23 protein-coding genes are annotated in these 21,106 nt (G+C 59.2%); 10 read left to right on the forward strand and 13 right to left on the reverse strand.

Annotated elements, in window-relative coordinates; translation table 11 throughout:
- On the forward strand, nucleotides 1–180 hold a 180-nt coding region (locus HMPREF3170_RS11860; RefSeq protein ID WP_210385514.1), incomplete at its 5' end, for a hypothetical protein.
- 530 nt (nucleotides 181–710) lie between these two features.
- Entirely contained in the window at nucleotides 711–1,565 is an 855-nt protein-coding gene (gene erm, locus HMPREF3170_RS09745) for a 23S ribosomal RNA methyltransferase Erm (protein ID WP_070479378.1), read from the forward strand.
- A gap of 70 nt (nucleotides 1,566–1,635) precedes the next feature.
- Here the strand turns inward: erm and HMPREF3170_RS11980 are convergent, their stop codons facing one another.
- Entirely contained in the window at nucleotides 1,636–1,989 is a 354-nt protein-coding gene (locus HMPREF3170_RS11980) for a type IIL restriction-modification enzyme MmeI (RefSeq protein WP_016423158.1), read from the reverse strand.
- Nucleotides 1,990–2,393: 404 nt separating this feature from the next.
- On the opposite strand from HMPREF3170_RS11980, the gene HMPREF3170_RS09755 reads away from it, so the two are divergent.
- Together HMPREF3170_RS09755 and HMPREF3170_RS09760 are read left to right on the forward strand one after the other, a co-directional pair.
- On the forward strand, nucleotides 2,394–2,675 hold the full coding sequence (locus tag HMPREF3170_RS09755; RefSeq protein ID WP_070479380.1) for a type II toxin-antitoxin system RelE/ParE family toxin: 282 nt from the start codon (nucleotides 2,394–2,396) through the stop codon (nucleotides 2,673–2,675).
- A gap of 34 nt (nucleotides 2,676–2,709) precedes the next feature.
- On the forward strand, nucleotides 2,710–2,970 hold the full coding sequence (locus HMPREF3170_RS09760; protein WP_070363545.1) for a HigA family addiction module antitoxin: 261 nt from the start codon (nucleotides 2,710–2,712) through the stop codon (nucleotides 2,968–2,970).
- A gap of 54 nt (nucleotides 2,971–3,024) precedes the next feature.
- Here HMPREF3170_RS09760 and arfB read toward each other — a convergent pair whose 3' ends face one another.
- Both arfB and HMPREF3170_RS09770 read right to left on the reverse strand, forming a co-directional pair.
- Complete coding sequence (gene arfB / locus HMPREF3170_RS09765; protein WP_070362731.1) at nucleotides 3,025–3,468, reverse strand: alternative ribosome rescue aminoacyl-tRNA hydrolase ArfB; 444 nt, start codon at nucleotides 3,466–3,468, stop codon at nucleotides 3,025–3,027.
- A gap of 70 nt (nucleotides 3,469–3,538) precedes the next feature.
- Nucleotides 3,539–3,847 (reverse strand): putative glycolipid-binding domain-containing protein, encoded by a 309-nt coding sequence (locus HMPREF3170_RS09770; protein ID WP_246814964.1) that lies wholly within the window; start codon nucleotides 3,845–3,847, stop codon nucleotides 3,539–3,541.
- 357 nt (nucleotides 3,848–4,204) lie between these two features.
- Between HMPREF3170_RS09770 and HMPREF3170_RS09775 the strand changes: the two genes are divergently transcribed.
- Entirely contained in the window at nucleotides 4,205–5,185 is a 981-nt protein-coding gene (locus HMPREF3170_RS09775; RefSeq protein ID WP_070479383.1) for an NAD(P)-binding domain-containing protein, read from the forward strand.
- A 78-nt stretch (nucleotides 5,186–5,263) separates the two neighbouring features.
- On the opposite strand, the gene HMPREF3170_RS09780 is transcribed toward HMPREF3170_RS09775, so the two are convergent.
- The 5 genes from HMPREF3170_RS09780 to HMPREF3170_RS11985 form a co-directional block, all read right to left on the reverse strand.
- Complete coding sequence (locus tag HMPREF3170_RS09780; RefSeq protein ID WP_070479384.1) at nucleotides 5,264–7,156, reverse strand: heavy metal translocating P-type ATPase; 1,893 nt, start codon at nucleotides 7,154–7,156, stop codon at nucleotides 5,264–5,266.
- A complete protein-coding gene (locus tag HMPREF3170_RS09785) occupies nucleotides 7,153–7,512 on the reverse strand; it encodes a Cd(II)/Pb(II)-sensing metalloregulatory transcriptional regulator CmtR (protein ID WP_070362728.1) in 360 nt (119 codons plus the stop codon). The genes HMPREF3170_RS09780 and HMPREF3170_RS09785 overlap by 4 nt, the downstream gene beginning before the upstream one ends.
- 187 nt (nucleotides 7,513–7,699) lie before the next feature.
- Nucleotides 7,700–8,248 carry a DUF488 domain-containing protein gene (locus HMPREF3170_RS09790; protein WP_070479386.1) on the reverse strand — a complete coding sequence of 183 codons (549 nt, stop codon included), beginning with the start codon at nucleotides 8,246–8,248 and terminating at the stop codon, nucleotides 7,700–7,702.
- Between the two features lie 10 nt (nucleotides 8,249–8,258).
- The gene (locus HMPREF3170_RS09795; protein ID WP_246814965.1) at nucleotides 8,259–9,275 is read right to left on the reverse strand and encodes an HNH endonuclease signature motif containing protein; all 1,017 of its coding nucleotides are present in this window, start codon (nucleotides 9,273–9,275) and stop codon (nucleotides 8,259–8,261) included.
- Complete coding sequence (locus HMPREF3170_RS11985) at nucleotides 9,239–9,748, reverse strand: hypothetical protein (protein WP_070479391.1); 510 nt, start codon at nucleotides 9,746–9,748, stop codon at nucleotides 9,239–9,241. The genes HMPREF3170_RS09795 and HMPREF3170_RS11985 overlap by 37 nt, the downstream gene beginning before the upstream one ends.
- 146 nt (nucleotides 9,749–9,894) lie before the next feature.
- On the opposite strand from HMPREF3170_RS11985, the gene HMPREF3170_RS09805 reads away from it, so the two are divergent.
- Both HMPREF3170_RS09805 and HMPREF3170_RS09810 read left to right on the forward strand, forming a co-directional pair.
- Nucleotides 9,895–10,302: a hypothetical protein gene (locus tag HMPREF3170_RS09805; protein WP_141742277.1), complete on the forward strand. Its 408-nt coding sequence runs from the start codon at nucleotides 9,895–9,897 to the stop codon at nucleotides 10,300–10,302.
- 3 nt (nucleotides 10,303–10,305) lie between these two features.
- A complete protein-coding gene (locus HMPREF3170_RS09810; RefSeq protein WP_070479395.1) occupies nucleotides 10,306–10,803 on the forward strand; it encodes a 2'-5' RNA ligase family protein in 498 nt (165 codons plus the stop codon).
- Between the two features lie 3 nt (nucleotides 10,804–10,806).
- On the opposite strand, the gene HMPREF3170_RS09815 is transcribed toward HMPREF3170_RS09810, so the two are convergent.
- Both HMPREF3170_RS09815 and HMPREF3170_RS09820 read right to left on the reverse strand, forming a co-directional pair.
- Nucleotides 10,807–11,838, reverse strand: a complete 1,032-nt coding sequence (locus HMPREF3170_RS09815; RefSeq protein WP_168161644.1) for an FUSC family protein — start codon at nucleotides 11,836–11,838, stop codon at nucleotides 10,807–10,809.
- Between the two features lie 123 nt (nucleotides 11,839–11,961).
- Nucleotides 11,962–12,759, reverse strand: a complete 798-nt coding sequence (locus HMPREF3170_RS09820; protein WP_070479398.1) for a spermidine synthase — start codon at nucleotides 12,757–12,759, stop codon at nucleotides 11,962–11,964.
- Nucleotides 12,760–12,796: 37 nt separating this feature from the next.
- Here HMPREF3170_RS09820 and HMPREF3170_RS09825 point away from each other — a divergent pair, with 37 nt between their 5' ends.
- Nucleotides 12,797–13,216 (forward strand): GNAT family N-acetyltransferase, encoded by a 420-nt coding sequence (locus tag HMPREF3170_RS09825; RefSeq protein ID WP_070479400.1) that lies wholly within the window; start codon nucleotides 12,797–12,799, stop codon nucleotides 13,214–13,216.
- Here HMPREF3170_RS09825 and HMPREF3170_RS09830 read toward each other — a convergent pair.
- The gene (locus tag HMPREF3170_RS09830) at nucleotides 13,213–14,655 is read right to left on the reverse strand and encodes a DHA2 family efflux MFS transporter permease subunit (RefSeq protein ID WP_070479404.1); all 1,443 of its coding nucleotides are present in this window, start codon (nucleotides 14,653–14,655) and stop codon (nucleotides 13,213–13,215) included. The two genes, HMPREF3170_RS09825 and HMPREF3170_RS09830, sit on opposite strands and share 4 nt — an antisense overlap.
- A 63-nt stretch (nucleotides 14,656–14,718) precedes the next feature.
- On the opposite strand from HMPREF3170_RS09830, the gene HMPREF3170_RS09835 reads away from it, so the two are divergent.
- Nucleotides 14,719–15,672: a Dyp-type peroxidase gene (locus HMPREF3170_RS09835; RefSeq protein WP_070479406.1), complete on the forward strand. Its 954-nt coding sequence runs from the start codon at nucleotides 14,719–14,721 to the stop codon at nucleotides 15,670–15,672.
- On the opposite strand, the gene HMPREF3170_RS09840 is transcribed toward HMPREF3170_RS09835, so the two are convergent.
- Complete coding sequence (locus HMPREF3170_RS09840) at nucleotides 15,669–16,901, reverse strand: DUF4185 domain-containing protein (RefSeq protein ID WP_070479408.1); 1,233 nt, start codon at nucleotides 16,899–16,901, stop codon at nucleotides 15,669–15,671. The genes HMPREF3170_RS09835 and HMPREF3170_RS09840 overlap by 4 nt on opposite strands.
- A 279-nt stretch (nucleotides 16,902–17,180) precedes the next feature.
- Nucleotides 17,181–17,678, reverse strand: a complete 498-nt coding sequence (locus HMPREF3170_RS09845) for a ferritin (RefSeq protein ID WP_070362717.1) — start codon at nucleotides 17,676–17,678, stop codon at nucleotides 17,181–17,183.
- A 154-nt stretch (nucleotides 17,679–17,832) separates the two neighbouring features.
- Here HMPREF3170_RS09845 and fdnG point away from each other — a divergent pair, with 154 nt between their 5' ends.
- On the forward strand, nucleotides 17,833–21,102 hold the full coding sequence (gene fdnG / locus HMPREF3170_RS09855; RefSeq protein ID WP_246814966.1) for a formate dehydrogenase-N subunit alpha: 3,270 nt from the start codon (nucleotides 17,833–17,835) through the stop codon (nucleotides 21,100–21,102).
- Nucleotides 21,103–21,106 lie beyond the last annotated feature (4 nt).

The following is a 21,106-nucleotide window of genomic DNA, read 5'->3' on the forward strand; positions in this document are numbered from 1 at the left end:
GGCACGCTGCAGGGGTTGCAGCTATGTGACACGGGACACAATCGCAATCAAGGTGTCTCTTCTTATTTAGATTTTCTTCAAAAAGTGGAAAAATTACGAAACGAAAACCATTTACGCTGCTCAACGTGTGTTTTTGTGTTTCGTAGTTTTGTTCTTTTCGTTTACGAGATTACGAAATGACCCGCAAATACCTACCGTGACCTGCGGTGATGTGTTTCGTATTTTTCTGCGTAATTTCACGTCGCCCGAAGCAGACACCCTGCCGTGTGCTTGCTGCGGGGCTGCGGCCGTCCCTCCATGTGGAGCGTCAGTGTCGATGCTGTAACTTAAACGTACATACATTTGTGGCGCTCTCGTTACGTGTCTGTGCATTGCCGAGCTCTTTACTGTTGTGTGTGGGCGCGCAGCCGTAGTGTCCGTGCCACTCCGAGTAGGGCGCGTCGTACCCCAAACCCATGTTCAATTAAATTCCAATCCAGAGAGGTCTTGCACTGTTGCGGTGCGGTTGTCTTCTTTCTCACCGTATTGGACCCTGCGAAATTAATTGGATACGATAGGCCCATGTTGATTTCAGGTTCCGTTTTCATGCGGCCGCTCACCAGCCGCTAAGGCGGTTTTCTCCCTCCCGCAGGTTAGAAACCGCTCCGGTCCTTTAGCCGGGCGGCCATTTGCCATGCCCGGCTCCGTTTCAAATCCAAGGAGCACACCTGATGTCTGCATACGGACACGGCCGTCACGAGCATGGCCAAAATTTTCTCACAGACCACAAGATCATCAACTCCATCGTCGATCTTGTAAAACAAACCTCCGGCCCCATCATTGAGATCGGGCCAGGAAGCGGTGCCCTCACTCACCCGATGGCCCACTTGGGGAGGGCAATAACGGCAGTTGAGGTAGACGCAAAACTAGCTGCCAAACTCACAAAAAAGACCGCCTCGGCGTCGGTCGAAGTGGTCCATGATGATTTCCTCAACTTCCCGTTACCCGCCACTCCCTGCGTCATTGTGGGAAACATTCCCTTTCACCTCACCACTGCCATTCTTCGAAAGCTGTTGCATGCGCCGGCATGGACTGACGCTGTACTCCTCATGCAGTGGGAAGTCGCTCGCCGCCGGGCCGGGGTAGGTGCAAGCACGATGATGACAGCTCAGTGGTCCCCATGGTTCACGTTTCACCTTGGTTCCCGAGTACCAAGGTTTGCTTTCCGGCCACAGCCAAACGTTGACGGGGGGATCTTAGTGATCCGCCGGGTGGGTGACCCGAAGATCCCGATAGAGCAACGCAAAGCCTTTCAGGCGATGGTGCACACCGTTTTCACCGCCCGGGGACGCGGGATAGGGGAAATTCTCCGAAGGGCAGGGTTGTTTTCATCACGTTCAGAGACACAATCATGGTTGCGCTCGCGAGGAATCGACCCCGCAACCCTACCTCCCAGATTGCACACCAGCGACTGGATCGATCTCTTCCAGGTGACTGGTTCCTCTTCACCGCGCCATCGGCCCATTTCACAATCGGGAAGTAGTCAACGCCCTCCTCAACGAAAAAATCGAGGCCGGCGGCGGTAATCCCCCCACCACCAAAACCGAAATCCACCAGTAGTAGTGAACGACCCATGTTCGTCTACCGTGAGCCGCGTTATGGCAGTGACGTGTTCTCGTCGGGCACAGTCATAGTTCCCGGCGTTGCCAGCGACAGGGTTCTACACCCAGCAGCGGGACCGATCAAAATCACCCGCACGGGGAACGACCCTGCTGGTGGTTTCGATTTTGATGAAAGCGAGGAGACATAGCCCCTCGCCAACTCCCCGTAGCTGGCGAACAGTAGCTCCTGGCGCTGGCGCTCGTTGGTGAGTTTGCGTGCCACATCGAAAGCCTTATCGACTTCCCGGTCCAAGTTGTTGTGGGCCTTGAGCAGAATTGGGTCCATCGATAACGGGTTGTAGTGCTCCGCGAGTGACCGCTGGGGGTGCCGCTCGCGTGCCCGCAGCACCAACTGTCCAGCGTCGATGATTCGCTGCTGCGCCTTCTCATCTAGTTCACACAGAGCTGGTCCGCAGTTGTAGCTCCCGATGTACTCCGAAAAACGGAAAAAATAAATAGTGGGGATACATCAACCTTCCACTTTCCATTCTTCCGGCTCAGAGTATTGAGGGGTCTGGGACCGGGTCCGTAAACCCTTTATGTTTTTCGCGCACAGCGGTTTTTAGCGACGCACCCTATAGGTTTTCCGCAGAACTTATATGTGTTTCTGTGCACCCCCATATGTTGTCTGTTTCTAGCGGTATTTCGTTGTACTTTGCGCATCGAATAGTTATTTATCGACGACACTCCGTCGAGTTCAAATTTAACGTGTAGCGTTATTGACGCTTCGCGTTATGGGGGATAGGGTGAAGCGTGATCCAGTCGTTCGCTGACAAAGACACTGAGCGTTTGTGGAATCGAGAGCGGGTTCACTCGATCGATTCCCGCATTCACTCAGTAGCGCTGCGCAAGCTTCGCCAGCTTGGGTACGCGCAGACTCTTGATGAGTTACGGATTCCCCCGGGGAACCGGCTTGAGGCGTTGAAAGGTGATCGGCGGGGTCAGTTCAGCATTCGAATCAACGACCAGTGGCGGATCTGTTTTCGGTGGTCTGCCGCGGGGCCAGAGGAGGTTGAGATCGTTGACTACCACTGACAAGCTCCCTCCGATTCACCCCGGTGAGATCCTCATGGAGGACTTTCTCAAGGAAATGGGGATCACCCAGCACAAGCTCGCAGTCTCCATCGGCGTTCCGCCCCGCCGGATCAACGAAATTGTTCACGGTAAGCGTGCTGTAACCGCGGACACTGCTCTTCGCTTGGCTAAGTTCTTCGGAATGAGCCCCCAGTTCTGGCTCGGGTTACAGACCCAGTACGACCTGGATGTGGCAGAAGACAAAATCCTCGCCGAGATCGAGAGGATTCAGCCGGTTCACGCTGTCTCGGCGTAGCAGTTACCCGAACCAGGTCCGTCAGCGTGAGGATATGCACGCGGATGGTTCGAACTAGGGAATTTGGGGTCGCCGTCGCGTGGACTTGAGCTCCGAGCGCCGCTTTTTCGCTTCGAGACGGCGCCGCACCGAGCCGCGCGTCGGCTTCGTTTTCCGCCGCGGGGGAGGCGGTGGGGCGAGAGCCTCGCGCAACAAGATGGCCATGCGTTCCCGCGCCTCGGCACGGTTGCGGACCTGCGACCGCTGCGTCGATGCGCTCACGGTGAGCACCGTGCCGTCCAGGCGGTGTTCGAGGTTGTGGAGAGCGCGGCGGCGTTGGGTGTCGGAAAGCGATGCGCATTCCGCGATGTCGATGGACAGCTGCACCTTACTGTCGGTGGTGTTGACGCCCTGGCCGCCCGGGCCCGATGCCTTCGCGAACCGCTCCGACAGGTCCGCCGCGGCGACGACGAGGCCACCGGGGATCCCCGGTCCGGGCGCGATGGTCAGATCGTTCATACCGCCCAGCGTAGTTAGAGTTGTTTCCGGATCAGACCCGACGTGCGAGATCAGGGTGATGTACGACCACTCAGTCACCGTCGACCTCCAACTCGACGTCGACTCCCCGTGTTTCGCTTTCGTATCGGACAGTTTCAGCATCGACGGAGCTATAGTACTGGTCTGATGCGATCACCTGGAGGGACGGTATATCAATCCAAGCCATGATCAGCTGCGTTTTCGGAACCTGAGTCTCAAGCAGCGTCAAGCGACGAATAGGCATTGTGTTGGTGAGAGGACACAGACCGAGATCGCAATCGAGCGCGGCTTTCAGGTCGGCTGACTGGACGATACCGGGGGAGAGCAGATCTTCAGGCTGGGCGTCTTCATTGGTTTCCACCGGCCCACGCCTTGCTCGGACCTAAACAGCTCGAGGCTTCGCCCATCCGTCGCCTTCAACGTTCACCGACACACGTTCGGTCACGCAGTTCTCCGCGGCGCGCAGCTCCCACTTATACGTGCGCACCGTGGTGAGGATTTTACTACGCTTGATGGTGCGAAAAGGCAGGTAGCTTTCGACTGAAACTCGGTCGAGTTCAAGTTCAACGTGTAACGCGGGGCATTAAGGTGGAGATCGTTGATTACCATTGACAAGCTCTCCCGTTGGTGAGATCGCGGAGACACACCTGGGCGGGCATGTGCCCGATGAGAAACGACACTGAGTGGCGCTTCCGGGAGATTCTGGAGGGATGATCGATTGGCTGAGCATCATACGGCGATCGTCGTCGGTGGTGGCCAGTCCGGCCTAGCCACGTCGTACTACCTGCGACGCTACGAAGTGGACTTCTTGGTCCTAGACAACCAGGAGGAACCTGGTGGAGCGTGGTTGCATACGTGGCCGTCATTGACGCTTTTCTCCGCCGCGGAATTCTCCAATCTGCCCGGCTGGCCCATGCCGCACTACCCGGGGTACCCGCCTGCAAGTCATGTCATCGACTATCTGGAAAGCTACGAAAAACGGTACGACCTCCCGGTGAGGCGCCCAGTGCACGTTCGAAGCGTGTCCCACGAGGGAGGGACGTTCACCCTAGATTCGACCGCCGGTCAATTCACGGCGGAACACGTTGTCGCTGCCACAGGCACGTGGTCCGCGCCCTTCGTGCCCTACTATCCCGGCACTTTTCACGGACGCCAGTGGCATTCGTCGACCTACCCTGGTCCCGAACCATTCCGCGATGCGAAAGTTGCGGTGGTCGGTGGGGCGAACTCGGGTGCTCAGATCGCCGCGGACCTCATCGGGACGTCGGAGGTCACATGGTTCACACGTGAGCAACCGCGCTGGATGCCTGATGATGTCGATGGTCGCGATCTCTTTCTCCGCAGCCGCCGCCGGATTCTCGGTGGCGATGCCGACCCGAACCTCGGGGACATTGTCGCATTGCCTCATCTACGTGAGCTCCGCAACTCCGGTCAGCTCACCGCTACCCCCATCTTCGATAGCTTGAACGAGCTGGACCACGACCACCTGATCTGGTGCACTGGTTTTCGCCCAACCCTCGGTCCATTCCGCCACCTCATGCGCGGCCGCGAAGCCGCGGTGAAGAATCTGCATCTAGTCGGTTATGGCAACTGGACCGGCGACGGCTCGGCAACGCTGATGGGTGTGGGGCCTTTTGCCAAACACACTGCCCAGGTTGTTGCGGGCCGTGTCGATAAAGCTCGGCATCAAAAGTTTTGAGATGACGCTTGGTCCCTGAGCAGAACGATCCTTCTAAGATCCGCGTTGGGGAGCCAGCGCGCTGGACGAAAGTGTGGCTCAGCGCTTCGCTTGTGCAGCCCGCAGGCCGTTCAAGATCACGATGACTTCGGCGACCTCGTGAACCAATACGACGGCGGCCAAGCCCAGCACGCCGCTGATCGCCAGCGGCATCAACACGATGATGATAGCCAGAGACAGCACGATGTTCTGGTTGATGATCCTGCTGCCTCGGCGGGCGTGTTGCAGTGCCTGAGGGATCAGCCGGAGGTCGTGGCCGGTGAAGGCGACGTCAGCGGACTCGATCGCGGCGTCAGAGCCGGTCGCTCCCATCGCTATACCCACCGTTGCGCCCGCCAGTGCCGGAGCATCGTTGATGCCGTCGCCGATCATGGCCGTCGGTGTCTTGGAGGAGAGTTCGGCGACGATGCTTGCCTTGTCCTCTGGGCGTAGCTCGGCGCGCACATCGTCGATCCCGGCGATCTCAGCCAGCGCCCGGGCGGTGCGAGTGTTGTCGCCGGTGAGCATGCTCACCTTCACGTCGTTAGCGTGCAGGGTCTGCACAGCTTCGGGAACCTCGGGACGCAGCTCGTCGCGGACCCCGATCGCTCCGGCGAGGGTGTCATCGACGGTGACCAGGACGCAGGTCTGACCTTCGGACTCCATGCGCTCAACGTCTGCCTTCAGTGGCCCGGCGTCGATCCACCGGGGGCTGCCCACCAGCACCCGTCGACCTTCGACGGTGCCGCCGATGCCATGACCGGCTTCCTCGCTGATGTCCGAGGCGGCGGGTGCTTCGGGCGCCGCTGCCGCGATCGCCGCGGCGAGGGGGTGCGTCGATTGCTGCTCAACTGCCGCTGCGAAGGAAAGCACCTGGGCCCGATCGAATCCGTCCGCCGGGACCACCCCGGTAACCTCGGGCTGGTTGCGGGTAAGGGTTCCGGTCTTGTCCACCGCCAGGTGACGGATGCCGCCGAGCCGCTCGAACGCCGCGCCGGACTTGATGACCACGCCGAACTGGCTGGCCGCGCCGATCGCGGCCACGACCGTCAGCGGCACGGAGATTGCCAACGCGCACGGCGACGCTGCGACCAGAACCACCAACGCACGGGTGATCCACGTCTCGGGGTCGCCCAGCAGCGAGCCAATCACGCCGACCAGCACCGCCAGGATCATCACCCCGGGCACTAGGGGTCGGGCAATCCGGTCGGCGATCCGGGCGCGGTCGCCCTTTTCCGCCTGTGCCTGCTCGACCAGGTCCACGAGTGTGGTCAGCGAGTTGTCAGTTCCAGCTGCGGTCGTCTCGACCTCCAGCACACCGGCGGAGTTGATCGCTCCCGCGGGCACCTCGTCGCCCGGTGCGACCTCCTCTGGAATGGATTCTCCGGTGATCGCTGAGGTGTCAAGGCTGGAGCGTCCGGAACGAATGATGCCGTCCGTGGCGATCCGCTCCCCGGGGCGAACGAGCATCAGCTCGCCAACCACGAGGTCCTTCGCTGCGACTTCGACCGCCGTACCGTCGCGCTGCACCGTCGCGGTCTGTGGTACCAATTTCAACAGTGCTCGCAGTCCACTCTGGGCCCGGTCCATCGCCTTGTCCTCCAGCGCCTCGGCGATCGAGTACAGGAACGCTAGCGCCGCGGCCTCTCCGACGTAACCGAGGATTACCGCGCCGACCGCGCTGATTGTCATCAGCAAGCCAATGCCGAGCTTGCGCTTCGTGACAAGGTTCCGGGTAGCGCCGGGCGCGAACGTATACGCCCCCAACAGTAGGCCGACCCAGAACAGTACTGTCGCGGGTGCCTCTAGCCCGGACCAGCCCAGCGCCAGACCTATGCAGAGGGCTACGCCGGAGAAGATCGGCAGTAGCAACTCGGGGTCCTTCCACCATGGCCGATCGAGATCTTCGATTTCCGTGGTTGGTTCGTGTTCGCATCCACACGCTGAACTCATGCGTCCGTTCCTTTCTCGTCGCAGCCGGGCACCGAGCACTCAGGGTCGATGCACGGGGCATTCTCGTCGACAGCCAACGTCGCGTTGACCAGCGCGTTGAGCGCTGTCGCGAGGTGCGGATCGGCGATTTCGTAGCGTGTCTTGCGGCCCTCCGGCTCGGCGACGACGATGCCGCAGTCACGCAAGCAGGTCAGGTGGTTCGAGACGTTCGAGCGGGTCAGGTCCAGGTCGCGCGAAAGCACAGCCGGGTAGCTCGGGCCGTCGAGTAGGGTCATCAGGATTCTGGAGCGCGTCGGATCCGCCATGGCCCGGCCGAGCCGGTTCATGACATCGAGGCGTGAAGCAATAGTCAACATATGCTGAACTATACAGTAAGTAGTGAACTATTTAAAATGCACTGAACTGACATTGAAGCGAAGATCTTGCGACCTGTTCGATCAATGCAGTTTAAGAAGCATTTTGAGAAGTTAGCGCCACTATAGCTAAAAATTGGCGTGTACTGCGGAAATGGGAACAGGGGCAGTGGCGGGTAGTTGAGCCTTGCTACTTGGTTTCTTTCTCCGGGTAGCGCACTTTCGTATCCTCGCCGACGACAGCTCCGTCGTTGAGCTTCGCTGCACTTAGGGTGGGGCCGTGCTGCGTCATTCCCATGATGTGCTGCACGTTGTCGCCGTGGGCCAGGAGGTGGTCGGCGATGATGCGTCGGTGGCAACGCCACCAGACTGCCTCTGAGCACATGATTACTGTTGGGCATGTCCTGGCTTGTTCCCTGAGCGCTTGGAGTGACTGTGCGAATTCGTCGCCAAGTGCGTGGTCCGCGTAGTTGTGGAAGCTTCGGTTGCGCCAGTTGCCGTTCACCTCGAAGGGGACTGTTTTGGACACGTTGCGCCGCCCGGTGAGCCCTTCGTTTCGGGAGTATTCGATGCCGTGCTCGGGTAAGTGTTCGGCAAGTTGATCGTCGTTGAACCAGGGGTACTTTCTGGAGCCTGGAAGCTTGCGTACGTCCACGACAGCACGCATGCCGGAAGCCTCGAGCATGCCCACGAATTGGTCAAACTCGAGGTTTGAATGGCCGACGGTAAAGATCTTCATGCCTCCGACCCTAGACGCTTTGAGATAGTGGAGCCGTAACGGGAGGTGAGAGGCCTGGCGGGCACAAGGCTGGGTCACGCTCTCCGGTCCGTACGCAGTTGCACCTGCCTTTTGCCTCGTAGATTCTGCTGACCGCCGAGTGTTTCGCAGGCACCGATTGATTGAATTTCATTGGATCGGACGGGTGCTTTCGGTACCCAGCCTTGCCTGTTTTCGAATCGAAATCCATGTAGCCCTTGTTAAAGGCGCTATCTCTGTTGTCGTTGTTGCATCTGTGGTGCTCGCGGCAGGGACCAGTAAGGTTTTCGATATCGGTGTGGCCTCCCTTTATCCAGGCGAGGATATGATGTGCCTCGCATTCTGACATAGGGGTGGTGCAGTCGAGCCAGGAGCATACCCCTTGGATGGCGAACATTGCGATTCGCTGTTCGACCGATGCGAGCCGGGTTGTTCTCCCCATCCACAGTGGCACCGAGGTGACGCCGTCCACTTGGAGGAGGAAGTCTGTAGTTCCGTCCATGCCGAGGCGTACAAGATCGAAACAGTCGACTTCGATGCCGGTGTTGGTGCCGTAAAGCATGGAAGCATCGCCGTCGGCGAGGTCGTCGAGAGTAAGCGCAATGACCACCGAGGCAGCGCCACCGTTCGCCTTCTGGTGCGATTGCTCGTGTTGTTTGAAAATGGCGAAGAACTGGTCGAACCGACGTTGCTGCCGGGTGCGGGAGTCCACTTCGTCGTGCATCGCTGCTGGAAGGTTGGAGTTTGGCGCGAGGCCCTTGTCTGTGTGCGCTTTGATCAGGGCGGCATCTCCAGCCGTAGCGTTGATGTAGATGTCTACAGTGCCATCCGATTTGCGACGACCAATGGACATGCCACGATTTTCATACCCGGCATTAGGGTTGGTATGTGGGGCGTGTTTCCGGTTGACGTCGCTGACTGCGCGGCGAACGAACTGCCGGAGGTCTTCGGGGTTGCGACGTAAGCCCTCGGTCATGGCTGCGGAGTAGATGCGGGTGCGTTCGTCCACGCCAGCTTTGAGCAACTTGTCGAGTTCGCGCCGGATGATGTTTTGCTTCTCTGCACTAACCTGGTAAGACGTTCTTCTGGCAGTTGCCTGCTGTTGCTCCACTTCATGGGGGCGAGCGAAAGCTCTTCGGTGCTTTCCTCGCTGGCCGGGGGAGTGCTAGGTGCTGGCGGCTGGCCGAAGAGGAGTCGGCCGCGTTCAAGGCGGTTGTAGGCTTCGCCCTTTGACAGGTCGAGGCACTGCTGGAGGTACGCGTTGGAGTAGTTAGCGCCGACAATTCGGCCAGCTTCTTCGCGCTCGGCGATGAAGGCGAACGCGGCGTCGATAGTTGCCTTCTTTTTGAATTGCTCCTCGAGGCGTTCCATTTCGTGCCGGATATCACTGAATGTGAGGGCGGAGGGGTCGGCGAAAAGCTCACTTAACGTGCGCAGCGCTGCCGAAATATCGTTGACGCATCGGGTGATTGTGCTGGTCATGACCCCTCCTTTCGTGAGTTGCTCTCACCCTATCAACCCCCGCCGACACAGATCGGCACGATTCGAACAAATGAGCTAACCTTCTGGCAGTTTGGTACGTTGATACGTGACAGGCAAGCACTTGAGGACGGAGGCGTTCGAACAACATGGCAAGCAATGGCAGTGATGATCGCTACCGGTACATGGGCCTCGAAATGATTCCGACGCCATGTTATAACGCGAAAACCAGCGAGCCCTGTCCGGGAACAGCGTGGATGTGGCGGGTCGAACACGGTGTCATCGCGTTGAAATTCAACAACGACAAAGTGCTCACCGGCACTGGATATGGGTTTGATGACTACAAAGATTGGGGCCGAGGAAACGCCCTGCAAGACGTGATCCTGGGCTCTGCTGCCGACGGGTTAAGCATTCCCGAAGCCCTCGATCGCGTCCGCAAGGCGTTCGGCAACCCTGACGTTATCGTGGACCTGAGAGACATCAACGAGTCCGCTGACGAGCTGCGCCCGACGGCACAGCAACTGCTGGCCCCATATAGAGGAACCTGTAACGAGTGAGCCATGTCCCCGGAGAATATTTTGCTGCGCCTGCCAGAATCGCAAGAGCAGGAGATTCGCAAGATTTATGAGGCACTGGCGCAGCGCGGCTATCCCGTACAGCAGCAGCGTCCACACGTGTCGGTCACGTTTGCTCCTGAGATGTCACGAAAGGTGATCGCCCGGGCGGGTGAGCTCCTGCCGCAGCTCTTGCCTGCTCGCCTGGACCGGGTAGGCACGGTGCTGTTCGGGACGAAGTCGAAGCAGACGGTGGCGTGGCTGCTGCAAGGCTCGGACGAGCTCGAGCGGGCAGCACGGGAACTCAGCGAACTCAATCCCGATGGCCGTGGTGCTCGGTGGATACCGCATCTGACGATGGGTCTACGCCTGCCGAAAGCAATCGTAGGAGACTACATCCAGGCGCTCGCGGAAGTGACATCGCCACACTTCAGGGCTGTTGATGTGGAGTATGCGGCGCTGTACCAGCCGCGGTATGGCTCCGAGTACCGGTTTGAGGTTTAGTGCTTAGGCTTTCGGTGCGGCAACCTTGAAGCGTTGGCGCACCAGGTGCGGATTCGTTTTCGTGTACCCGATGGCGATAATTACGAGCGCTGACGCTGCGCCAAGGATGGTTTCCGCACTGCGCGCAAGGAGCATTGGCGCGACGGGGGCAGGTTCGACGGCTTGGATCATCAATAGGGCGGTCGGGGTGATGAAGCTTGCTGCCAGTGTGTAGTTGCGGGTGACATAGGTTTCTGTCAAGAACTGCAGGATGATGATCCATATCACGAACTGCCATTCCTGCATGTGATGCGACAGGAGGAACCCGGCGACGAGAATGCCGGAAAGGGTACCGAGCATGCGCTGCAGCGCCCGGAAGTACTGCACTCGGTAGCGGTTGTTGACCAGCGGTACTACCGCAGCGACCATCGCCCAGTAGAAGTGCGACAGCGGGTCAATGAGAGCGACTGAGATGATGCCGATCGTTCCAGCGAGCAGGGGAGCGAGGAAGAATCGCGCTGCCTCTCGCTTCAGCGCCTGCTTATCGACGCCCACTTCCACCCCTCGCGGTTCGCGTGCATTAGGACCTTCCCCGATGAGGTGCGATATTCTCCCGAGCCCAAAGCAAAGTCCGGCGGTTGCCGCAGCGACTGCCGTCGCGATCAGTGGGTGTGCCGGGTGGGCCAGGGACCCCACCGCGGCGATTGCGAAGAGTACGAACACGGACCCGGTTGGGCGTGTACCTGACCACAGCGCGATGGTCGCCCACACCGAGGATGCGATGGCAGAGATGAGCATGATGAGCCACTGATTGGTGTGTGTCCAGGACATTGTCGCGCCGATGGCGATCGCGATCACGATGGCGGTACCTGCAAGGAGCTGATGGCGTGCCCTCTCTGATCGGGTTTCATGGCGCCCGTAGACGCCTGTGAACGCGCCGAAGTTGGCGTAGATGGCGAGGTCGAAACGGCCGATACACAGCAAAAACAGTAGTGGGATGGCTACTCCGGCGGCTGTACGAAATGCGGGGATGTGGTTCCGTCGTGCGGGTGCCATCGTAAACATTGCGCGAAAATGGTTCAAAGATCAGCCCTTTCTCCCAGACGTGACAAAATTGTTACCTTAGTCCTCTACTGCGAGCCCCAAAAACGCTCATTCTGTCCGTTGCGGTTGCAAACGTTAGTCGCGCCGGGCAAGGCGGCGAGTGGAAGCGCCGTCGAGCAGCGTCGTGCCATCCTTGACGGCAAGGGAAGGGGCGGTGGTGGCGTCGAAAACTAAGGGGGTGTTGCTCGCTGCGACGATGACATTGCCGTACTCGTGGCCGTCGAGCATTGCTGGCGGCGCGACGGCCACCGCGTAAGAGAACACTTCGAGGAGCCCGGCTATCTCCGCGCGAGTGTTTGGAAGTTGCTGCCTGTCGCCGATGTTCGCAATGTAGATGCCACCCGGACGAAGGGCGGCAGCGCAAGCGCGGAAGAACTCGACGGTGGTCAGCGGGCGAGGGGTGGAGGGACCACTGAAGACGTCGCGAACGATGAGGTCAAGGCTGCGTCGCTGGCAGGCATGCGTGAACGCGCGTGCTTCGGCGCAGCGGATTGTGACAGGTTCGAGGTTCTCATGAAATGCCCAGCGTACGAGCTGCGCGAGTTTCCGATCGATTTCCACCGCCGTCTGGTGGCTTTGGGGGTAGCGGTGTGCGAAATATGCAGGCAGCGTGCACGCAGCCCCGCCGAGGTGGACCGCGCGGAAATCCGAGGGCACGGTGTCGCCGGGGCTGATGAATCCCGTGATCCACTGCATGTAGTCGAACGTCAGCACCTCCGGCGCGCCAAGCACAACGTAGGAGCTTGGTACGCGGTTGAGCTCGAGGGTGTAGCCGCCGTCGCGAAGGTCGTCGGCGATGATGGTTGCCGTACCGGTGTCTACGGGGAATGCTCCCGTGATGGATTTCTTTTGGGTGCGGGGTTTGCGTCGCATTTCATGCTCTACCTTTCAGCGTTTATTCTTACCTGTTATGTACACATTGCGTGAAGCCCGCCCTGACGACCGCCAGGCGGTCGTCGATGTTTGGGATGAATCTGGTATTACCCAGGAATGGAATGACCCGCCAACCGATTTCGATCTCGCGATGGAAAGCCCCGGTAGCACAGTGCTTGTCGCTGAGTCTCCAGAGGGCGTCGTTGACGGCGCGACCATCGTAGGTTTCGACGGCCACCGCGGGTGGATTCACATGACAGGAGTGCGACCTAGCGCCCGGGGAGGCGGCGTGGGGCGCTTGCTTTCCGACGGCTGCGTGGAATGGCTGCGCGAACGTAAAGCCCCAGCAGTGCACCTGATGGTGGCAGAAGGCAACGACGCAGGACGTGCCTTCTGGGAGCACCTCGGCTACTTCAAGATTGAGCCGCCTGTGTACATGATTTCCTTGGAAGATTAATCGTTCCAAGACTGGGTGCGTACGAACCTGGTGGAAACAAGTACGCCAACGATGACGACGCCCAACGGTAGCAGCATAGACGCGGACATCGCCTGTGCGAATGGCTCGTGAAGGAGGTCGGGGAGCGCTTGGGTGCTCCCACCGCCGGAAAAGTCGGCAGCTGCTGGCCCGAGTTGGCGCGTGAGCTGTTGTGACATCATTGCCGCGATACCTGCCGAACCAATGACCGCACCGAGTTGGCGCACGGTGTTATAGACGCTGGAGCCCGCCCCGGCCAGTCGCGGGTCGAGGTTCCGCGTCGCGATCATGGATAATGGCCCCCACACCATGGAGTTGCCAAACCCGTTGATCACTGAGACCACGAGCAGCCACATTGGGGAGATATCGGGGTCAGTGATGAAGGATGCGCCACCAATCGCAACCGCGACGAGGGTAAGGCCCGCGATTGCGAACGGCTTTGGTTGATGGGTGTTGGTGAGCTTGCCAACCCAAGGGGAGAAGCAGCCGGAAATGAAGCCTGCTGGCAGCAGGAGCATCGCCGCCTGGGTTGGGGTGTAGTGCTGCACATTTTGCACGTAGATCATCCACGGAATGACGTAGGTGGACACTGCGAAGCCAACCGTGGAAATCGCCACGCAGGCGAGGGAGTAGTTCCGGTCCGAAAATAGTTCCAACGGCACCAACGGGTCTCGAGTGGTTCGAGTTTGCCACCATACGAAAAGCACCAGGAATGCGGCGCCGGTGAGCATCAGACCCACGATGGGCTGGCTCCACGAGTACGTTTGTCCTTCTTGAATCCCGAAGACGAGACAAAACATTCCCAACGCGGACAACGCGACACCGACCCAGTCGAACGTCCTTGCATTCTGCTCAAGCTTTGGCACGAAAACCCAAGCCAAGGCGATACCAACAATGCCTACTGGGACGTTGATGATGAAGATCCACGCCCAGCCCCAGGCGTCGACAAGGAGGCCGCCGAGCAGCGGCCCGACAATTGTAGCTACTCCAGCCGTCGCGCCCCAGACTCCCATGGCACCACCGCGCTGTTTCGGCGGGAACGTACGCAGCATCACCGACATAGTTTGCGGCGTCACGAGCGCACCCCCAAAACCCTGCACAGCGCGGGCAAGAATCAGGGCCTCTATCGAGGTGGCCAAACCGCACGCAAGTGAGGCAACCGTGAACAGGCTCAAGCCGAACAGGTACACGGTCCGTGGTCCAACCCTGTCGCCGAGCCGACCCGTCACTAACAGTGGCACCGCGTACGCAAGGAGGTAGGAGCTGTTAACCCAAATGATCTGGTTATACGTCGCATCAAACGCGCTGGCAATCGCAGGGATCGCAACGGCGACGATTGTTGAGTCAACAAGGATGACGAAAAAGCCAACCATCATCGACCACAACGCCGCCCAGGGAGCCGTGCTGCGAGGAGTGTCCATCGCACTGACTTTACCGGGTGGTCACGGGTGGCGAAAGGGCACCTGGGTCTTATGATGGCACCTATGGACGATCTACATTCGACAAGAGTTTCCCAGAACGTCATCCTGCCGCAATCGAAAGACGCGATCTTTTTGACGTTGACCATCGCGCCGGGTCATGAGGGGGAGGTGGTGGACATCATCGGTGGCCTCGCGGGGCTCGTCAACGGCGTCGGCTTCCGCTGGCCAGAGGCTCACTTGAGCGCAGTGCTCGGCATCGGTGCCAAGATGTGGGATCGCCTCTTCACCGTGGAAAAGCCTGAGGGCCTCCACGAGTTCGTTGAACTGCAAGGAGAGAAGCACCACGCGCCGTCGACACCGGGCGACCTGTTCTTCCACATTCGTGCCGACGAATACGACGTCGCCTTCGAACTTGCGCGCCGCATCACGAAACAGCTCGGCGACGCCATCGAAGACTTCGATGAGACGCACGCCTTCCAGTACCAGGACTTCCGCGACCCACTCGGGTTTGTCGACGGCACCGAGTCCCCGCGTGGCCAAGACGGCATCGCAACGGCGATTATCCGCGAAGGAAAGTGGGCGGGTGGCAGCCACATCGTGCTGCAAAAGTACGTCCACGATCTGAAAGCCTGGGACGATTTACCCGTCGAGGAGCAGGAGCGTGTCATCGGCCGAACGAAGCACGAAGACATCGAGTTCGACGACGACGCGAAACCGGCCAACAGTCACGTTGCTGTGAACTCGATCGAAGATGAAGACGGCGAATCGTTGGAGATCGTCCGCAACAACCTCACCTTCGGTGACGCAGCCGGCCAGCAGGGCACATTCTTTATGAGCTACGCGAAGGACGTCGCCATCACCGAGCGGATGCTGCGCCGCATGTTCATCGGAGAGCCAGTTGGCAACTATGACAGAATCCTCGACTTTTCCACGGCACTCACCGGGTGTAACTTCTTTGCACCGCCGAAAACATTCATGGAAAACGTCGAGGATTACGTCAAGGAAGAACTGCGCTAACCCACAAGCTGCTGTAACTGCGGTGGTAGGTACTCGCGGATGGTAGGCCACGTCACCGCAGCGATTAAGCCCAGCCCGGCGAGCACACCAACCGTGATGAGCGCCGCCTTCGTCTTGGAACTGCCCTCCGAGGACATCAGGTTATCTTCGGCGTCCATGTCATCGGTCTGCGGTGGGTTTGGTGTGACGTTGACGTCGACATCGTTTTGGTCGTGCGGGCGCATCGCTTCAGGGTCAATACCGAAGAACGTGTCCAGGCCCTTGACGTTGAACTGCGTCGACATGTAGCGTTCGTTGGTGTTCGTGTTCCACTGCGAAATGACGACGTCGAGGTTCGCGATCGTGGAACCCGGTACGATGTACCCACCGTAAGGTTGGGAGAAATTCATCGGCGTCTGCTGAAAGTCCCAGTAGCCATTCTTGGCGATTGTCGCGACAGGCACGTCGTTCCAGCTTTGTGGCAGCGTATCCGAAATGCGGACCTCGACGGCGAGCGTGGCCTCGTTGAACATCACGAACACCCAGTGGTTGTCGATGTATCGCAGGTTCATCTCGCCGGCCTTGATCTTGTTACCGTGCAGGATCGCGCCAGCTTCGTTGCCCCACTCGTCGGTGTTGGGATTATATAGCTCCCAACTCTCTTGACTGCCAATCTGCTCCTCGGTAAAGCGAGCCAGGTACACCGGGTGCTCGCGCTGGAAGCCGGACATCACTGCGTAGATGTAGCCGTCTGGCCCTTTTTCCCAAGAGATGAGCTGGCCAAGGCCATTGAGGTAGTAGTTAGGGGTGCGCCCGATGCTCTTCCAGGTTTTCCCCTCGTCTGTGGACTTCCATGTCTGTGTCTCGAGCACATTGCCGATGCCACGGTTCCACATGCCCTGCATGTACAGCGTTCCGTTGATGTTGATCACATCGGACGGGATGAGGGTCAGGTTGTCGCCTTCTTTCCGGTAGTAGTTGATCAGGCCGTATGCGTCACGGTGCCCCTTGAGCGGGCGAAGGATTTCAATCTGCCCGTTGTTCATTCGCGCAACTACGCCAACAGGGCTGATCCAATCACCCTCGCCGAACTTCTTACCGCGGAACGAATCACCGAAGATCATCGCGAACTCATCACCGTTGAGCGGGGTCATCGTACCTAGATCGCCAGCCCCGATACCGACGTGCGCGGCCCACGGGCCGAGCACATCACCCATGATTTGGACGACGGTGCCATCTGGCATCTTCATCGGTTTTTGCTTTGGCTTCGATGGAAGGTCTTCGGGTCCATTAGGACGAACAGTAGGCCACGCGGGCAAAATCGAGTTGGTTTGCGCCTGCGCGCAGGGAACCGAAATCCCCGTCGCAGCAAGAGCAAGAGTAGTGGCACAGGCGATAATTCGGGTCAAAGGCGGCAAAGGCATGGGGCTCCTGGGATGAAACGTCGTGAGGCAAAATATTCGACGTCCCCTTTCACCGCAGCAGGCTGTGGGGAAGTGGACGTCGATAATTATTGGGCGAATATTGGGTTAGTTCGAAGAATCGTTGCGCTGACCAAGACCCGAGTCCAGGCGCAGCAGTCCAGAACCATCATTGCCGACAAGTGTCAGCTGGTCAACAATCTCGGAAACCGTTGCCTCTTCGCTGATCTGCTCGTCGAGGAACCAGGTGATAAGTGAGCGCGAGTCAAAGTCCTTGACCTCATCGGCGATGCCAGCGATGTTGCGAATCATCGCAGAGACCTTGCGCTCGTGCTCCAGCGCTGCCTTGAACGCTGCGAGCGGGGAATCGATCGATGGAGCGTCGAGTGCGACGGTGTGCAAGGTGACGTCGTGACCCCGGTCGATCAGGTGCGTTGCGAACTTCTCTGCGTGGTCGCACTCTTCCTGCGCCTGCTCAGCAAACCAGGATGCGAAGCCCGGGAAAGACTGTGCCTCCATGGTGTAGGCGAGCTGGCGGTACAGCAGTGCCGCCTGGTATTCCGCAGTGACCTGCTCGTTCATTGCATCTTGCAATTTCTTGTCCATAGTCAAGCTCCTTTGAAGGTGTAGTTGAAAACTGATGTTACGGCGCTATTTTACGCCTGCGAGGCAAAAATGCATCAAAAGTAAGGGTATCCTAATCAATGACCTGGGGGTATGTCGATGGGGAACCTTCGCAAAATGGGCTATCCTTGCCGGTATGTCTCGTTTTAGTCCCTTAAATTGGCCGGTTGTGCGCCAGATACGCGGTGGTGACGCCTTCGCCCGAGGCGAAAACACCGAATCTGCGCGCAGCCAAGAAATGGAAGGCCGCATTGTAGAAGCGGACCGCGTTGTCAAGAGCGTGTGTCCGTACTGCGCTGTTGGCTGTGGCCAGCGCGTATATGTAAAAGACAATAAGGTCATTCAAATTGAAGGCGACCCGGATTCTCCGCACTCACGCGGACGCCTGTGCCCGAAGGGTGCAGCTTCCGAGCAGCTCGTCAACGCGGAAAACCGCGTGACCGACATTCTGTACCGAGCACCGCGCTCCAAGGAATGGGTCAAGCTTGACCGCGAAACCGCCATGGAAATGGTCGTCGACAGGTTCCTCGAAGCCCGTGAAAACGGCTGGCAGGACTTCGACGACAAGGGGCGCCCTGTGCGTCGAACCATGGGCATCGCAGGCCTGGGCGGCGCCGCGATGGATAACGAGGAAAACTACCTGATCAAGAAGCTGTGGACTGCAGCGGGCGCGGTGCAGGTAGAAAACCAAGCTCGTATATGACACTCTTCCACGGTTCCCAGTTTGGGATCCTCGTTTGGACGCGGTGGAGCGACCCAGCCACTGCAGGACATGGCGAATGCGGACTGCATTGTCATCCAAGGGTCTAACATGGCCGAAGCGCACCCAGTTGGGTTCCAGTGGGTCATGGAGGCGAAGGCGCGTGGTGCACGAATCATCCACGTTGACCCTCGATTCACGCGTACGTCGGCGATGGCGCATAAGCACATCCCGATTCGTGGTGGTACCGACATTATTCTGTTGGGTGCTGTCATCAACTACGTGCTGGAAAACAACCTGTACTTCGAGGAGTACGTCAAGGCATTCACCAACGCTTCGACGTTGATCAGTGAGGAGTTCCAGGACACCGAGGACCTCGAAGGTCTGTTCTCTGGATACGACCCTGAAACGGGCGGCTACTCCAACGAGTCGTGGCAGGCGCGCAAGAAATGGGATGCGCAGACTTCGTGGGACGTTGAGAAGGATGAAACCCTTCAGGATCCGCGAACAGTCTTCCAGATTTTGAAGCGCCACTACTCCCGCTACACCCCGCAGGTTGTTGCTGAGTCGTGTGGTATTTCCGAGGAGGACTTCTACTTCCTCGCGAACTCGATTGCGGAGAACTCTGGCCGCGATCGCACTACCTGCTTCGCGTACGCGCTTGGCTGGACTCAGCACACGTTGGGCGCACAGTTCATCCGTACGTGTGCGATCCTGCAGACGCTGATGGGCAACATCGGCCGTCCGGGTTCGGGCATCATGGCGCTGCGTGGCCACGCATCGATTCAGGGCTCCACGGACGTGCCGACGCTGTTCCACATCCTGCCTGGCTACCTGCCGATGCCGCAGTCCACGCACCAGACGTGGGACGAGTACTTGGCAGCAGTGTCGAAGCGTGATCAGAAGGGCTTCTGGCAGACCGGCGACACCTTCGCTGTGTCGTTGATGAAGGCCTACTGGGGTGACGCCGCAACCGAGGAGAACAACTGGGGCATGGACCTCATGCCAAGGTTGACTGGTGCGCACTCGACGTACCACACGCTGCAGCTGATGAACCAGGGGCTTGTCGACGGCTACTTCGTCTTCGGCCAGAACCCTGCGGTTGCGCAGTCGAACGGTCGCATTCAGCGCATGGCGCTGACCAAGCTGAAGTGGCTCGTCGTACGTGATTTCTCTGAAATCGAAACGGCAACGTTCTGGAAGGACTCTCCAGAGGTGCAGTCCGGTGAGATTTCGCCGGAGGAGATCGACACTGAGGTGTTCCTCTTCCCAGCTGCGAACCACGTTGAGAAGGCAGGTACGTTTACCCAGACCTCGCGCGTGCTGCAGTGGCGCTACAAGGCCAAGGATGCGCCGGGCGATGCCGAGAGTGACCTCGAGTTCTTCTACGACTTGGGACTTCGCTTGAAGGAGCGAGTCAAGGACTCGACCGACTCGCGCGACGTGCCGTTGCAGAAGATCACCTGGGACTACGAGTGCGATGAGCACGGTGAGATTCTGCCGGAGTCGGTGCTGAAGGAGATCAACGGCTACTATCTCGACGGTCCTCGCAAGGGACAGCTTGTAGACAAGTTTGCGGATCTCAAGGCTGACGGCTCAACCTCCTCTGGTTGCTGGATTTACTGTGGTGTGTACGCTGACGACGTCAACCGTTCGGCGAACAAGCGCCCAGGCCAGGAGCAGAACGCGATGGCGTTGGAGTGGGGCTGGGCATGGCCAATGAACCGTCGCGTGCTCTACAACCGTGCTTCTGCGGATCCGGACGGCAAGCCATGGTCGGAGCGCAAGAAGCTGGTCTGGTGGAACGAGGACAAGGAGCTGTGGGAGTCCGACGATGTTGTGGACTTCCCGGTCAACCGCGCACCTGGGTTTAAGCCAGAGCGCGACGCGGTCGGTCCTGCAGCGCTTGCAGGCGATGATGCGTTCATCATGCAGGCGGACGGCAAGGCCTGGCTGTTCGCGCCAACCGGAATGGTTGACGGCCCGATGCCGACGCACTACGAACCACAGGAGTCTCCGTTTGCGAACCCGCTGTACAAGCAGCAGCAGTCGCCGTCGCGAATTGTGATGCGTGGGGAGGACAACCTCTCGGCGCCGAACTTTGGCGAGCCGGGTGTTGGCGTGTACCCGTACATGCTGAACACTTACCGTCTGACGGAGGCGTACACCTCTGGTTCGATGACGAGAAGCTTGCCGTTCTTGGCGGAGTTGCAGCCGGAGCTGTTCTGTGAGGTCTCGCATAAGCTGGCCGAAGCGGTCGGGCTCAAGAATGGTGACTGGGCGACGATCATCTCGCCGCGCAACGCCATCGAGGCGCGAGTGCTGGTCACGGAGCGCATGAAGACCCTGGTCATCGACGGTCATGAGTTCCAACAGATCGGTATGCCGTATCACTTCGGCGCAGGTTCCTACGCCGAGGTCGAAGGCGATGGACCGAACGACCTTTTGGGCATCATGCTGGACCCGAACGTCAACATCCAGGCGTCGAAGGTTTCCGCGGTTGATATCCGGCCGGGCCGACGCCCGCGCGGCGAGGACCGCATGAAGCTGGTGCGTGAGTACCAGCGCCGTGCGCGCCTGACGGAGGACACCGGTACCAAGCTGACCGACGAGTCGAAAGACGTCATCGTTGGTGAGCAGCTCGGTGACACAGAGGCGGCGAAGTACGACTCGACGAAGAAGAATATGGCGAACGGGGAAGGATAGGTTT

Source organism: Corynebacterium sp. HMSC08D02 (assembly GCF_001807505.1).
Lineage (GTDB): Bacteria > Actinomycetota > Actinomycetes > Mycobacteriales > Mycobacteriaceae > Corynebacterium > Corynebacterium pseudogenitalium.

What these genes read in the sequence shown, in the direction of transcription:
- HMPREF3170_RS09790 (WP_070479386.1), bottom strand. Translation starts at nt 8,248, where the DNA reads ATGAAGATCTTTACCGTCGGCCATTCAAACCTCGAGTTTGACCAATTC.
- HMPREF3170_RS09810 (WP_070479395.1), top strand. Translation starts at nt 10,306, where the DNA reads ATGTCCCCGGAGAATATTTTGCTGCGCCTGCCAGAATCGCAAGAGCAG.
- HMPREF3170_RS11985 (WP_070479391.1), bottom strand. Translation starts at nt 9,748, where the DNA reads ATGACCAGCACAATCACCCGATGCGTCAACGATATTTCGGCAGCGCTG.
- HMPREF3170_RS09820 (WP_070479398.1), bottom strand. Translation starts at nt 12,759, where the DNA reads ATGCGACGCAAACCCCGCACCCAAAAGAAATCCATCACGGGAGCATTC.
- erm (WP_070479378.1), top strand. Translation starts at nt 711, where the DNA reads ATGTCTGCATACGGACACGGCCGTCACGAGCATGGCCAAAATTTTCTC.
- arfB (WP_070362731.1), bottom strand. Translation starts at nt 3,468, where the DNA reads ATGAACGATCTGACCATCGCGCCCGGACCGGGGATCCCCGGTGGCCTC.
- HMPREF3170_RS09780 (WP_070479384.1), bottom strand. Translation starts at nt 7,156, where the DNA reads ATGAGTTCAGCGTGTGGATGCGAACACGAACCAACCACGGAAATCGAA.
- HMPREF3170_RS09840 (WP_070479408.1), bottom strand. Translation starts at nt 16,901, where the DNA reads ATGAAGATGCCAGATGGCACCGTCGTCCAAATCATGGGTGATGTGCTC.
- HMPREF3170_RS09830 (WP_070479404.1), bottom strand. Translation starts at nt 14,655, where the DNA reads ATGGACACTCCTCGCAGCACGGCTCCCTGGGCGGCGTTGTGGTCGATG.
- HMPREF3170_RS09805 (WP_141742277.1), top strand. Translation starts at nt 9,895, where the DNA reads ATGGCAAGCAATGGCAGTGATGATCGCTACCGGTACATGGGCCTCGAA.
- HMPREF3170_RS09760 (WP_070363545.1), top strand. Translation starts at nt 2,710, where the DNA reads ATGGAGGACTTTCTCAAGGAAATGGGGATCACCCAGCACAAGCTCGCA.
- HMPREF3170_RS09785 (WP_070362728.1), bottom strand. Translation starts at nt 7,512, where the DNA reads ATGTTGACTATTGCTTCACGCCTCGATGTCATGAACCGGCTCGGCCGG.
- HMPREF3170_RS09815 (WP_168161644.1), bottom strand. Translation starts at nt 11,838, where the DNA reads ATGGCACCCGCACGACGGAACCACATCCCCGCATTTCGTACAGCCGCC.
- HMPREF3170_RS09825 (WP_070479400.1), top strand. Translation starts at nt 12,797, where the DNA reads ATGTACACATTGCGTGAAGCCCGCCCTGACGACCGCCAGGCGGTCGTC.
- HMPREF3170_RS09835 (WP_070479406.1), top strand. Translation starts at nt 14,719, where the DNA reads ATGGACGATCTACATTCGACAAGAGTTTCCCAGAACGTCATCCTGCCG.
- HMPREF3170_RS09845 (WP_070362717.1), bottom strand. Translation starts at nt 17,678, where the DNA reads ATGGACAAGAAATTGCAAGATGCAATGAACGAGCAGGTCACTGCGGAA.